Raw genomic sequence first — 13716 nt, 5'->3', positions numbered from 1 at the left:
CGGGCATGAGAGGTGAACCGGTTTTCCGCGTTTAATCGTCCATGAAATCCCGCCGTTGGCTCCTGCTCCTTGCCTGTCTTTTTTCCGCCAGCACGGTATTGGCTGCACCCCAGCCGCCAAACATCCTTTTCATCTTCACGGACGACCACTCCTACAAGACACTCTCTTGTTATCCGGAGGCCATGCCTGGGGTGAAAACACCCGCCATGGATGCGCTCGCAGCACGAGGCATTCGCTTCAGCCATGCTTACATGGGTGCCTGGTGCATGCCCTCCCGGGCCACAATGCTCACAGGTCGGCATCCACATGGCATTGAGTCCATGCGCATGAGCGGGAAATACCCCGGCAGTGTCTATGATCCGCAGCAGACACCTTTCTTTCCCGCCGTATTCCGTCAGCATGGGTATAACACCGCCCATATTGGCAAGTGGCACACTGGTATAGATTCCGGCTTTGGCCGCGACTGGGATTATCAGATCGTTTGGAACCGGCCCAAATATCCCGAAAATGCTGGCGCTTATTACGAGGGCCAGATTTTGGAGATCAATGGTGTCAAAGCCGATGCTCCCAACCCAGACTACTCCACCGATAACTATACCCGTTGGGCCTCTGAATACATTCGTGGTCAGCATCGTGATCCCGCCAAGCCCTGGTTCCTCTGGCTCTGCTACGGTGGCGTCCACGGACCCACCACCCCCGCCAAACGCCACAAAGGTCTTCATAAGGACGATCCCGTCACCGTTCCTGCCGATATCCTCGCCCCACGTCCTGGCAAGCCCGAATACCTGGACAAAACCCAGGCCTGGAAAAAAGACAACGATGGCCGCATCGTCCCCCAAAAGAGCGGAGAAACCTTCGGGGACAATGCCAAAAAAGCCCGTCCCTATGAAGACCACATTCACCAGCTCAATGATTGCACCCAGTCCCTGGATGAAGGCGTGGCTGAAGTCCTAAAAGCCCTCAAAGAAAGTGGCCAGCTTGAAAATACCCTCGTCGTCCTCACGGCGGATCAGGGCTTCGCTACCGGTGAGCATGGCCTCCGTACAAAGCTCGCCCCCTACGATGCCTCCTACCGCAGCCCCCTCATCATCTCCATGCCAGGTACCTTGCCGGAAGGAAAAGTCTGCACCAAGCCCGTCCATGGTACCGACCTCGTCGCCACCTTCAGTGCCTTTGCTGGAATCACCCTCCCTTGGGAGCTTCATGGCCGCGACCTCACCCCCCTGCTAAAAGATCCCACCGGCGCGGCTTGGCCCTACCCCTGTTTTTATGAGGCCACAGGAAATCTATTCGGCTCCGATGTCACCCAGATCATGAAGACCGACCCTGCCCAGGCCTCCTACCACGACGTTCCCTGGTATGCCGCTCTCAACGACGGCCGGTATAAATACATCCGTTATCTCACACCTGGAGAGACGGAGGAGCTATACGATCTGCAGGCAGATCCCGAGGAACTGGTCAATCTCGCGGATAGCCCCGCACACCGCGCCACCTTGGAAAAACTGCGTACTGCCACCGTGGATGAACTGCGTCGCACCCGTGCCGGATACGCCGATAACCTGCCGCCTACCCGGCAGATGCAGGCAGCGGCCAAGGAATAATCTCCTGCAGCCGCCTTGCGCGGCCTCAGGCCTTGTTTATTTGAAGTGCTTGTTGGCAGCCTTCAGGTGGGCTGCGTATTCTTCGGTGCGCATTTCCACACGCTCACGAATGCTGCGTTCGCCGATGCCGTCATGCTTCGTGGCCACGAGCGCCTTTAGCAGATTGATCAAGTCGCGAACATCGCTTTGCATCACATACTCAGGGGCGATCTTTTTGTTCGCGTCCATGTTGTGATAATTGCCCAGCGGGATGGAGATGCCCGTGCTGCGGATGCCAGCGGCCTGCATCGCCGTAGCTTCACAGGCACCAGCGTCCAGCAGGCACCGCTGCACACGGATGCCCTGCTCCTTGGCCGTGGTCATCAGCACCGCCGTCCCTTCACTGTCGAAGATGGAAAGGCGGTCACCCACACGCACCACCGGTCCACCGCTCATCACCGCACCATTCACAGGGCGGCTCGTTTCGATGGAAAGGAAAACATCGTCTGTCTCAAACGGCCACTTTTGCGCAATGTGCCAGGCTCCCAGGAAACCCACTTCTTCCGCACGGGTAAAGACCGCATGAAAGGTCGTGCTCAGGTTCAGCTCCGCCAATTCCCAAAAGGTCGCCACAATCACGGCACAACCCACAAGGTCATCACAGGCAGTCGCCTCAATCTTGTCGTCCGTCACGTTCACCGGGAAAACCCAGGTCGCGATATCGCCCTTGGCTTTGCCTCGCAGGCCACGCTTGATGCCCGCCTCCACCTCAGGTTTGGGCACCCCACCCAGAAATTCAAATTCATCCTTACCCTTGCTCCCCGGTACTTTCACGAAGGCCGGGTGGTCCATATGCGCCCCCAGGACCCAGGTCGGTTTGCTTTTGCTTTTGCCGTTTTTATAGGTGGCGATGAGATTCCCGTATTTGTCACGCTTCGTTTTGACGTGTGGACATCCCTTCAGCAGGGCTTCGATCTCTGCACGAACATGGTATTCGTGGAAAGGAGCGGTTGGCTGCTTTAGAATTCGCTTGAGAATGGTTGTGAGGTTGGGCACTGCCATGTGCTTACCGTAACGACCTTTTCCCATCCCACAAACGCCAAGGTGAAGAAGCTCCGATATTTCTGCGAAACTGTTTTGGTCGCTTCTGCGGCCTGGTTACTGCCCCGTCTGCCCAGATTTCTCATCCTGGCCCTGGCCCGGTGGGTCGGTTCTGCCGCCTATTATTTGGATCGAAAGGGGCGCTATGCCGCTTTGGAAAACCTCCGCGTCGCCTTCCAAGACGAATACACCCCGGCTGACCGCCGCCGCATCGCCCGGCTGTCCTACCAAAACTTCGCCCGCACTTTCCTGGATCTTTTCTGGGCTACCTCCCTCACCTCGCAGACCTGGCAGCAGCACATCACCATCGAAATGTGCGATTCCCACGCCGAGGCCCAGGCTCGGGAAACCGGTGCCGTTTGGGTCACCCCCCATTTTGGCAACTTTGAGCTCGTCAGCCTCATCTGGGGATTTCGTGGCATACCTTTCACCGTCGTCGCTCAGGATTTTGATAACGTGGGCCTCACCGCCATCTTTAAACGCCTTCGTGAGCATTCCGGCCATACCGTCATCCCCCAGGAAAATGCCATCCTGAAGCTGACCAAAGCCCTCAAGCGACAAGGCCACGCCGCTCTCTTGACGGACCTCAACATCCCCGCTGGAAAGGTTTCTACCGCCATCCGTTGTTTTGGCCTCCTCACCTGCGTGCCTACCCTGCATGTCCAGCTCGCCATGCGCCTCGGCCTTTCCATCATGACCGGTGTCTGCCAGCCCCTGCCGGATGGCCGGTATAAAGTCTCCATTTTTGAGGCCATCCGCCCACAGCCGGAGGACGATATCACCGCCATCACCCAGCGCATCTGGGATCACTTTGAAGCCGCCATCCGTAAAAACCCCGAATGCTGGCTCTGGATGTATAAACACTGGCGCTACCTGCCCACCCGCGATGTGTATCCAAATTACCCGGGATACGCCAAGTCCTCGCGCAAATTCACGGCCATGCTGGAGGCAATGAACATCCAAATCGCCCAGGAAAAAGTGAGCTGAGGCACACGGCACGATGCCCAGCCCTTTCGGCCATGAATAGCCGGGCATCGCTGAATCCGGGCGAATGAACCGGCCCCGTCGTGACTCCGTCGTTGCACCCCGCCTCTTCCTTGCTACCCACTTCTTCAATCACAAATGACCAAATTCTTCGAAATCCTCGGCCAGTTCGATCACGAAAGCGATTGCCAGAAGCTCCTTTACGCCCCTCTTCCTCAGAAGCTCACCTTCCGGGAGACTACCGTTTATAAAGTGGAGTTTGAAGGGGATGAAGCTGCCCTGGAAGCCTTTGTGCGCCAGGTCCTTCTGGATCCCATCAGCCAGACACTCCGCGATGGTGAAGGCTCCGCTTTTGAAAAAGCCAGCTTCACCCTGGAATACGGCATGAAGGGCGGCGCACTGGATTTGGAAAAGGAAATGATCCTGAATTACTACCGCGCCCTGGAAAACCCATCCTTTCAACTCACGCGTCTCACCCTGCGAAAGCGCGTCTATGTCTTCGGCGACAAAGCGGACCCAAAACCCTTCGTTCGCGATATCTGCAATCCCGCCATCCACACCTGGGAAGTGCGGCAGGCAGCCTGATGCCCCGCCATGCTGCGCTTTAACTTCCTCGGTTTCCCCATCGTCATTCATTGGGTCTTCTGGCTTACCATGGCCCTTTTGGGCGGCGTCTTCCGCGCCACCGATGATCCCGAGGCCATGAAGCGGGTGCTCGTGTGGGTCGTTGCCGGATTCCTCTCCATCTTCATCCATGAGCTAGGTCATGCATTGACCATGCGTCACTACGGCGCACGCAGGGTGGAAATTGTTCTTCACAGCTTCGGCGGATACGCCATGCCAGACCGCCGCTTCGGCCGTAGCGAGAGCTTCTTCGTCAGCGCTGCCGGGCCATTCCTTCAGATCGCCGCCGGAGTCGTCATGTGGTGGATCATGGATGCCTGGCGTCCCGCTGACATGCTTGGGCTGCACTTCATGAAATCCTTTGTGAATGTCAGCATCATCTGGGCTGTGCTGAATCTTTTCCCCATCATCCCCCTGGATGGCGGCCACATCATGCAGGCCCTGCTGGGACCGCAGCGGCAAAAGATCGCCCTCACCATCAGTATCGTCTGTGCGGTCGGCTTTGGTATTTTAGCCGTGTTTTTTGGACAGATCTTTGTCGTCATCTTTTTTGCCATCTTCGCTTTCAATAACTGGAAGCAGCTACGCGGTGAGCCGCCTGCAATGATGCCCTGAAGCCACTTTCAAACGTATTCCTCCCGCCATGTCTGCTCTCGACGATCTTCTTACCTGCCTGCGTTTCCCCAGCGTCTCCACCGACTCCCGGCACAACGCAGATACCCGCGCCTGTGCAGACTGGCTCGTGGCCAAGCTCACTTCCATGGGCCTCACCACCTCCCTGCATGAGACCCCCGGGCACCCTGTCATCGTCGCAAAAAACAAGCACATCGCCGGTCGCCGTACCGTCCTGCTTTACGGCCATTACGACGTCCAGCCGGCTGAGCCCTTCGCTGAATGGAAATCCCCACCTTTTGAGCCCACCATCCGCGATGGCGTCATCTTCTGCCGTGGAGCCACGGATAACAAAGGCCAGCTCATCGCCCACGTTTCCGGTCTGGCTGAAACACTCGCCAAACATGGAGATCTGCCCGTCAATCTCACCATTCTCTTTGAGGGGGAAGAAGAGATCGGCAGTCCCAATTTAAAACCCTTTCTGGAGGCTCATCGCCAGCAGCTCGCCTGCGATGTCGTCGCCATTTCGGATACCGGCATGGTTGGCCCCGGCATCGGTACCTTCACGTATGGACTGCGTGGCATCGCCTGCATGGAATTGAAAGTCCACGGTCCCAGCATTGACCTTCATTCTGGCATCTTCGGCGGTGCCGTGGCCAATCCCGCCACCATCGCCGCCCGCCTCGCTGCCTCCTTGCATGATGATCAGGGCAGGGTGCTCATTCCCGGTTTCTATGATGACGTCAAGCCTCTGGCCAGTTGGGAACGCAGCGCCTGGGCTGAGCTTGGTGATGGCGATGCCGAGACCCTCTCCCTCACCGGAGTGCCCGCCCTCTTTGGCGAGCCTGAATTCACCGAGCGCGAGCGCCGCTGGGCACGCCCCACCGCTGAAGTGAACGGCATCGGCGGCGGCTATCAGGGGGAAGGTTCTAAAACCGTCATTCCTCGTGAAGCCTTCGTGAAGTTGTCTTTCCGTCTCGTCCCTGACCAAAATCCCGAACAGATTCTGGACCTTGCCACCGCCTACCTCCTGTCGAAAGCCCCCGCCAGCGTCAGGCTGGAGATCAAGCGTGGCCACACTGGCCAGGCCTATCTCATGGACCCCCAGGGCCCCCTGGGTAAAGCCGCCCAGCGTGCATTGACCAAGACCTTTGGTGGCAAGATCGCCCTCATCCGGGAAGGCGGCAGCATCCCCATCGTCCAGGCCTTCAAAGACGTCCTGAAAGCGGATACCCTGCTCCTCGGCCTCGCTCTTCCAGATTGCCAGGCCCACGCCCCCAACGAGAACTTCCCCATCGCCAACCTCGAAGCCGGCATCCGCCTCAATCAAGCACTCCTCGCAGAGCTTGGCGCATAGCCACCCGCCGCCAAAGTACTCCAGAGTTTTAGCTCGCCCAAATCCCGCCTTGATAAGGCCCGCTATTTCCAAATAGTCGATCCCCCATTCAAAGGACGCACCTCCCCGTTGCTCCCGGAGGGAGCAGGGATATGAGCCGGTGGTGGAGGTCGCGTAGCGTCCGGGAACCACCGGACACCCCCACGCCTCCACACCCCCAGCCCTCCGCGTCCCGGAGGGACGCCGGAAGGCTTCGCCCCCACGGGACAGGTGCGGCATTTCGCCACATTTTTAAAATCCGGCAGCGTGCGAAGTCTCGTGCGTCATGGACTTTCCCTCGTTTTACATGGACCACCTCGCCGGTGGTCGGCTCATCATCGGTCTCATCGCCAGTTTGCATGTGCTGATCAATCACCCGCTGGCCGTCGGGGCGTATCCGCTGCTCACCTGGATGGAGTGGTGGGCTCACAAAAACAACCGCCCAGATGTAGATCAGCTCGCCTACAAAATCACCTTCGTTGTCTTCATTGTCACCACCACGGTCGGTGCCATGACCGGCGTGGGCATCTGGCTTTCCACCTCCTTATTCGCCCCCTTTGCCATTGGCTCACTGCTCCGGGTTTTCTTTTGGGGCTGGTTCGCCGAGTGGCTGGTGTTCATCAGTGAGGTCGCCCTCATCATGGCTTGGTTTTTGACTTGGAAGAAGGCCAACACCCCCGAAAAAAAGCGCAGTCATATCCGCATCGGCATCGCCCTCAGCATCATGTCCTGGATCACCATGGCATTGATCGTCGCCGTCCTGGGTTTCATGATGAAGCCGGGAGAGTGGAATCAAACCCGTGCCTTTTGGGATGCGATGACCAATCCTCTCTACCTCCCCCAGCTTGGCTTCCGCACCTGCTTCGCCTTCATGACGGGGGCTGTATTCCTCTGGTTCGCCACCTTCTTTTTTACCAGGGTCAGCAAGGGCACGCGTGATGACCCCCAGCGCAAGCTGCGCCACTGGATCGTTTACCGCCTCTCCCATGTCGTACTCGTCGCCTTGCTCGGAACCTTCCTCTTTGGCACCTGGTATTGGAACGCCATCCCGGACGCCATGAAGGCAAACAGCTCCGTGGCCCTGCTCACCCAGGAGTTCATGAGCTGGCATGGGAAGTTTGAGACCTTGCTTGGCTGGACCGTACTGGCCTTTGCCGTCATCGGCATCGGTGGGCTGGGCACCAGTTTCATGATCCCTCGCTGGGCGCTCCTCATCCCCAGTTTCATGGGCATCTGGCTGCTCGGGCACTTCGAGCGGGCTCGTGAGTTCATGCGCAAGCCCTGGGTTATCGGTGAATACATGTACTCCAATGGCGTTCACAAAGACGAGCTCGCCTTCCTGCAGAGTGAGGGCCTGCTCAAACATGCCACCTATGTAAAACATCGTCAGGTGACGGATGCCAACAAGGTGGAGTGCGGGCAGGACATCTTCATGCTCGCGTGCTCCCGCTGTCACAGCACCACCGGCCTCAATGGCGTGATCGAAAAATTCGGCATCATGTATGGCGTGGACAAAGACTGGGACAGCTCAGGCATGGAGATCTTCATCAAAGGCATGCATCAGACCCGCACCTTCATGCCCCCGTTCCCGGGTAATGACAAAGAGGCATCCGCTCTCGTGGCCTACCTCCAGCACCTGCGCTCCACACGCCAGTCCCTTCCCGGCGTGCAGAGCGTCGGCATCTCCATCTCTCCTCAGGCGGCTGCAGCCGCAGGTGCTCAACCCTGATTTTCTTCACCATGACCGCATTCCTTGCCACCACCCCCGTCCCTCGTGATCTGCCCCTCCCCCTGCCTTTGCCGGAATGGGTGCTCATCAGCTTCCTGGTGATATTTTTCCTCGTTCACATCCTTTTTGTTAACCTCATGGTCGGCGGTTCCGTGCTGGTCACTTTTTTTGAGTGCCTGGGACGCAAGTCACCCCGCTGGGACAGCCTTGCTCATTCCATCGCCCAGACCGTAACGGTCAATAAGAGCCTCGCCGTGGTCATGGGCATCGGGCCTCTTTTGTGCATCAACCTGGTGTACACCATGCAATGGTACTCGGCCAATGCACTCACCGGCCATGCCTGGCTCATGATTGTTCCCTTGGTCACAGTGGCCTTCCTTCTCACCTATCTTCATAAATATAAATGGGAGTCATGGTCACAGGGCGGGTGGAAGACACTGCATCTGTGGGTCGGGCTTTCGGCCACTCTGCTTCTGCTCTTTGTGCCTCTGATCTTCCTGGCCAATGTCAATCTCATGCTCTTCCCTGGGGAGTGGGAAAAAGTGCGCGGCTTCTTCTCCAGCCTCCGCATTGGCAATGTGCTTCCTCGGTACCTGCACTTCCTCGCAGCCAGCATCGCGATGACCGGGCTGTTTCTCGCCGGTTGGTTAGGCCGCGCAGGGCACGACATCGGCCACACCCCTGGCTTTAGTCGGCCGGATCTGCGTCGTCTTTTTTATAAAGTGACCGCCTGGGTCACCCTTGCCCAGTTCGTCCTGGGTCCTCTGCTTCTCTTCACTCTTCCGGCTGTAGGCATCACCACCAGGCTTTATGTCATCATCTTCTCGGGGGCCGCACTCGGTTTCCTTACCCTCCTGGTGCTGTTTAAAGAGTTACGGTCTGGGGATGAACACATCGGCCGCTTCTATGTGCTCATCTGCATCATGTTTAGCTTTGTGGTGCTTGGCATGGGTACTGGTCGTCACGTCTATCGTCAGGCCGCTCTGGCACCTCACCAGGCGGATATTCAGGAACGCACATCCCGTTATGCCGCAGCCTTGGCGGAATTTAATCAAAACCTGTCATCTACCCCTCCTGTCCAGCAGACGGCGGATCAGCTCTTCATGAACTGCGCAGCATGCCATGCCCCGAACATCAAGCTCGTCGGACCTCCTCTCACTGAGATCGCTGAGATCTACGCAGGCAACCCGGATGGCATCGTGGCCTGGGCCAAGACCCCGGGTAAAAAGCGTCCTGAGCTGCCGCAAATGCCTCCCTTTGCCCACCTGGGAGATGAAAGCCTGCGTATGATTGCTGAGCTCATGCTGGAAAAAGGCAAGGCGGCGAAGTGATGGCGCATCCACCGTGGCCAATCGCCGCTTGGGTGGACAAGGGGTATGACAGCATTAGCTTGGGCTCAGCAATGGATAAGCACACACACCATTCCAAACATCAAGGAGTCGGCTGGAAACGCTGGCTTGGCCTGAGTGAGGTGTGGTCCGGCGTGGACCTCTCCTCTCGCTGGATGGTTCATCTCCGCTGGCTGGCGGCTGTGGGGCAATGCAGCACACTGCTCATTGTGGACCGTCTGGGGGTAGACGTGCCCTGGTGGCCTTGTGGCATCGCTGTCGGCATCACCCTGGTTTCAAATGCCGTCCTCGTCTGGTGGATGCGTGCTCTAGGCGGGCGTCTGCGAGGCGGCTTTTTTCACGTCTTGATGGCGGATGCCATGTTGCTCTCCTTCTTGTTATACTGGACCGGCGGCCTGGAGAATCCCTTTGCGATCTTTTTTCTCGTCCAGCTTACCCTCGCCGCAGTAGCGCTGCGCTCCTCGGCCGTCATCGGCCTTGGGGCGTTCATGGCGGCCTGTTGTGTTTTGCTTTGGCAATATTCGCAACCGCTGACGATGCAGGATGGCACCTCCGTCCCCGAGCCGCTGCTTCAGGAGGGGCGGGGCGTTGCCATCGTATTCGTCGGCATTGTCATGATCACGTTGCTGCTCTCCTTGCGCCACTGGTCTCATCGTCAGCAGAAGGAGCGCGCACGTCTTCGTGCCGAGCTGGAGTCTCGCGACCGCTTTCTATCCGTGGCTGCTTTGGCAATGGGATTTGCGCATGAGCTGGCCACCCCCTTGGGTACCATCGCTTTGGCGGCGGAGGAAATGCAGGGAAAGGACAATGAGGATGCCGCTGGGATCATTGCCCGCGAAGCAGCACGCTGCCAGCATGTCCTCGTCCGTCTCCGTGAGCTGGGGCAGGAAGCTTCTGGTCTTTCTGCCGAACGGGTTTCCGCCTCTGCGATCGTTCAGACCGCATTGGATGAATTGCCGCATGCTCAGCGCCAGCGTGTACAAATCCAGCAGACTCAAGGCCATGCCACAGTCATGAGTGCCGGACTTCGTGAAGCAATTCTAGTATTGCTTCGCAACTCCCTGCTTTCTTCCTCTGAACTTTCACCAGTCCGGTTGACGGTGGTCTTGGAAAATGGCTTCGTGAATTTCACGGTGCAAGATGAAGGTCCCGGCTTCAGTGAAGAGATGTTGCGTCACTGGGGTGAGCCATTCCGCAGTTCCCGCCCGTCCGGTTCAGGCATGGGGCTGGGCCTGTTCTTTGTGAGACGCCTCGCTGCCATGCAGCATGGCAGCGTCCATGTGAGCAATCGAGCCTCTGGAGGAGCTACAGTGACACTCAGCTTGCCACAGCAACCTTCACCTGCCCAAGGCTCATGACGCAAGTCCTCCTCATCGAAGACGACGACAGCTTTCGCACCACTTTGGCGATGGCATTGAAACGTCGTGGATGTGAGGTCTTCCAAGCCGCAGACGCCGCCTCCGCACTGATCCATGCCCGCGCCTCCATGCCGGGTGCCATCGTGTTGGATATGCGCCTGGGCAGCAGCAACGGCATGCTGCTCATCTCTGAATTGCGCCACCTGCTTCCTCAGGTCCGCCTCATCATCCTCACGGGTTACGGCAGCATCCCCAGTGCCTTGGAATCGGTCCGGCTCGGGGCCGATGATTACCTGCTCAAGCCTGCCAGCGCAGACCAGGTGCTGGCTGCCATTCTGGGAAAAGGCAGCTCACAGGTTGCTCCGATGGAGAGTGATCTGCCCAGCCTCGCCCGCTTGGAGTGGGAGCACATCCAGCGCGTGCTGCATGATCATGATGGTAACATTTCCCATGCGGCGGCGGCCCTGGGAATAGACCGCCGCACGCTGCAGCGCAAGCTGGGGAAGATGCCGCCGTTGGATTGACGGATGGCTCAAAGTTTGCTCATAAACTTGGCCGGATTGGCATCAAATTCCTCGACGCAAGGCGCACAGCAAAATTTGACCTGCTGCCCTTGGTAAACCTTGGTGATCGGGGTGCCCATGCTGCCCAGCTTGTTGCCGCTAACGATGCAGGTATCCAGTGGATAAGCCTTGGCTCCGCTGGTGGAGGAGCAGGAGGTTATCGCCAGGCTGAAAAGGGCAATGGCAAAGGCGGTGGTGATTTTTGTTTTCATGATGGTGTTTATTTGTGTTTTTTGTTAGGCAGGGAAAGGGTCTTGTTAAAAGCGGATGAGAACACCGGCCCCGAGGCCGTATTCCGAATGGTATTGAGTGATCAATGAGGTATGGCGGGTGAGCGTATAGTCCGCTCCTGCGGACCACTCCCAGCGCGTGTGAGTGTCATATTCCACCTCACCAAACACCCCCAATCGGGCGGTAAGCTGGAAACGTTTCGAAAGGGCGATCCGGGCATCCCCCTCGCTGTCCAGGCTCACTTCCGCCCAGGCCATCAGCGGCAGCCGGTAGTTGAAGCCGATGGCGGCCCGGTTCTTCACAGCGTCCTCATTGGTGAAGCGTGCCCCAATGAAGGCCTGGAAATTAGCATTGAAGTAACGCTGATAAAAGGCATCCACCTCATACTCGGTCTTATCCACGTTTTCCCAGCCAACTTCCCAGCCTAACAAAAGATCATTCTTCGGATTCATCCAGGTCAGCAGTCCTTCGCTCATATGGCTCTGGATCGAGGCCGCACCCCACACATATGCCATGTCATGGCTATGCTCTCCCAACCCCGCCCCATGATGCAGGCTATGGTCTTCACCTGTCGCCGCTCGCGCCAGCGAGTGGTCCCCGTCTGTAGCTGCTCGCGCCAGCGAGTGGGCGTTCCTGGAAGACGGGGCCGATGCCCCCTCACCCTCATACCGGAAGACCCGCGCCATCCCGCTCATCATATGGTACAGAATATGGCAGTGGAACATCCAGTCCTTCTCCTCATTCGCCTCGAACTCGAACATGCGGCTGCTCATCGGAGGAACATCCACCGTATGTTTTAAAGGTGAACGTGCCCCCTGACCCATCAGCAAGCGGAAGAAATGTCCATGCAGGTGAATGGGGTGATGCATCATCGTGTCATTGATGAGCTCCAGCTCAAAGATCTCCCCCTTTTTGATCATGACATAAGGCTCCTGCGAGATGGTCTTGCCATCGAATCCCCAGATGTAGCGGTTCATGTCTCCGGTCAGATGCAGGGTGATTTTCCGCCTCGGCAGCTTGGCGGGCAGGGTGGTGTTGTGAGTGGCTTTCAGCAGCCGGTAGGGCGAGCCTGGACGCGGCAGATTCAATGAAGCACGCGGGTCATCATCCTTTTCCTCCAGGGCCAGCTTCAGCATTTCATTCATCTGGTAAAGGTTAGGCCGGGGTGGATCATTGGCGGGTGTCAGTTTGCCTTCACCAAAGAAAGCGGAAGCATGTCCGCTGCCATCCTGGGTAGTCGCCCGCAGTTCATACCGGCCGCTGGCTGGGATGGTGATGATCACGTCATAAGTCTCGGCAATGGCCATGAACAGACGCTCCACTTGAACGGGTTGGACAGGGGGTCCGTCCGCTGCCACGATGGTCATCGGCCCCGCTGAGGAATGCAGGTAAAAGTATGTCGCCGCCGCTGCATTGATCAGCCTCAGTCGGATACGTTCACCCGGTTTCCCGCTGATCTCAGTGCTGCGCTGGCCATTGATCAGGAAGGCATGATACCCCACATCGGAGACATCCATGTGCATCATGCGTGACCACTCTCGGCTAAAGTAATCCTTCAGCATCCCTTGCTTGGCTGCGCCCAGGATGGACTGCGAGTTCCGCCGCATGAGGCCGAAGTAATCGCTGCCGCGCATGAGCATCCGCTGGACTTCATGAGGGTCAATGTTCGTCCAGTCCGACAGGACCAAGACTTGCTCGCGGTCAGCTTGCACCGGCTCTCCGCCACGAGGCAGGACCACGATGGACCCATAGACGCCACTCTGTTCCTGGAGGTGGGTATGGGAATGGTACCAATACGTGCCGCTATGCCGCATCTCGAACTCAAAGGTATGCGTCTGCCCCGGCAGGATCGGCGGGGTGGTCACATGGGGTACTCCATCCATTTCATTGGGCAGCAGCAGGCCGTGCCAATGCGTGGAGGTCTCTTCATCCTTGAGCTGGTTATGCACCCGGATACGGGCAAAGTCCCCCTCGCGGAAGCGCAGGGTTGGGCCGGGTATACCCCCATTGACGGTCAGACCACGGATAGGTTTGCCAGCCGGGCTGACCGTCTGTTCAGTGATGTATAGGTCGTATTCGACGACGGGTCCCGTGGTGGGACGCTTCTTCTTGCAGTCGTCGCAGGAGTAGATGGCCAGGGGCAGCCAGAAGGCTGCGAGGCAGAGGAGGATCTTCATGAAAGCTGAGTCTTGAATGGTTCAGTGAACCTA

Annotated in this window: 12 protein-coding genes; 9 read left to right on the top strand and 3 right to left on the bottom strand. The window is 57.9% G+C overall.

The genetic code is table 11. The features are described from left to right. Positions 1–41 precede the first annotated feature (41 nt). On the top strand, positions 42–1601 hold the full coding sequence (locus tag EI77_RS01725; protein WP_133793026.1) for a sulfatase family protein: 1560 nt from the start codon (positions 42–44) through the stop codon (positions 1599–1601). Between the two features lie 36 nt (positions 1602–1637). Here EI77_RS01725 and EI77_RS01720 read toward each other — a convergent pair whose 3' ends face one another. Next, positions 1638–2642 carry a M20/M25/M40 family metallo-hydrolase gene (locus tag EI77_RS01720; RefSeq protein ID WP_166646964.1) on the bottom strand — a complete coding sequence of 335 codons (1005 nt, stop codon included), beginning with the start codon at positions 2640–2642 and terminating at the stop codon, positions 1638–1640. Here EI77_RS01720 and EI77_RS01715 point away from each other — a divergent pair, their 5' ends adjacent. From EI77_RS01715 to EI77_RS01680, 8 genes are all read left to right on the top strand, one after another. Then, positions 2643–3668: a lysophospholipid acyltransferase family protein gene (locus EI77_RS01715; protein ID WP_133793024.1), complete on the top strand. Its 1026-nt coding sequence runs from the start codon at positions 2643–2645 to the stop codon at positions 3666–3668. 135 nt (positions 3669–3803) lie between these two features. After that, positions 3804–4250 (top strand): hypothetical protein, encoded by a 447-nt coding sequence (locus tag EI77_RS01710; RefSeq protein ID WP_133793023.1) that lies wholly within the window; start codon positions 3804–3806, stop codon positions 4248–4250. Between the two features lie 9 nt (positions 4251–4259). Then, entirely contained in the window at positions 4260–4904 is a 645-nt protein-coding gene (locus EI77_RS01705; RefSeq protein WP_133793022.1) for a M50 family metallopeptidase, read from the top strand. 28 nt (positions 4905–4932) lie between these two features. After that, positions 4933–6258, top strand: a complete 1326-nt coding sequence (locus tag EI77_RS01700) for a dipeptidase (RefSeq protein ID WP_133793021.1) — start codon at positions 4933–4935, stop codon at positions 6256–6258. Positions 6259–6562: 304 nt separating this feature from the next. After that, positions 6563–8005 (top strand): cytochrome c, encoded by a 1443-nt coding sequence (locus EI77_RS01695; RefSeq protein ID WP_133793020.1) that lies wholly within the window; start codon positions 6563–6565, stop codon positions 8003–8005. 11 nt (positions 8006–8016) lie between these two features. Further along, complete coding sequence (locus EI77_RS01690; protein WP_133793019.1) at positions 8017–9336, top strand: c-type cytochrome; 1320 nt, start codon at positions 8017–8019, stop codon at positions 9334–9336. 71 nt (positions 9337–9407) lie between these two features. Beyond that, entirely contained in the window at positions 9408–10712 is a 1305-nt protein-coding gene (locus tag EI77_RS01685; protein ID WP_166646963.1) for an ATP-binding protein, read from the top strand. Continuing rightward, positions 10709–11236: a response regulator transcription factor gene (locus EI77_RS01680; RefSeq protein WP_133793017.1), complete on the top strand. Its 528-nt coding sequence runs from the start codon at positions 10709–10711 to the stop codon at positions 11234–11236. The genes EI77_RS01685 and EI77_RS01680 overlap by 4 nt, the downstream gene beginning before the upstream one ends. 8 nt (positions 11237–11244) lie before the next feature. On the opposite strand, the gene EI77_RS01675 is transcribed toward EI77_RS01680, so the two are convergent. Both EI77_RS01675 and EI77_RS01670 read right to left on the bottom strand, forming a co-directional pair. After that, complete coding sequence (locus EI77_RS01675; RefSeq protein WP_133793016.1) at positions 11245–11487, bottom strand: hypothetical protein; 243 nt, start codon at positions 11485–11487, stop codon at positions 11245–11247. A 45-nt stretch (positions 11488–11532) separates the two neighbouring features. Continuing rightward, on the bottom strand, positions 11533–13683 hold the full coding sequence (locus EI77_RS01670) for a multicopper oxidase domain-containing protein (RefSeq protein WP_133793015.1): 2151 nt from the start codon (positions 13681–13683) through the stop codon (positions 11533–11535). Positions 13684–13716 lie beyond the last annotated feature (33 nt).

Origin of the sequence: Prosthecobacter fusiformis (assembly GCF_004364345.1) — a bacterium.
In the GTDB taxonomy this organism is placed as follows: Bacteria; Verrucomicrobiota; Verrucomicrobiia; order Verrucomicrobiales; family Verrucomicrobiaceae; genus Prosthecobacter; species Prosthecobacter fusiformis.
The sequence above is the reverse complement of the archived record's forward strand: the minus strand, read 5'-3'. Positions and strand labels throughout refer to the sequence as shown.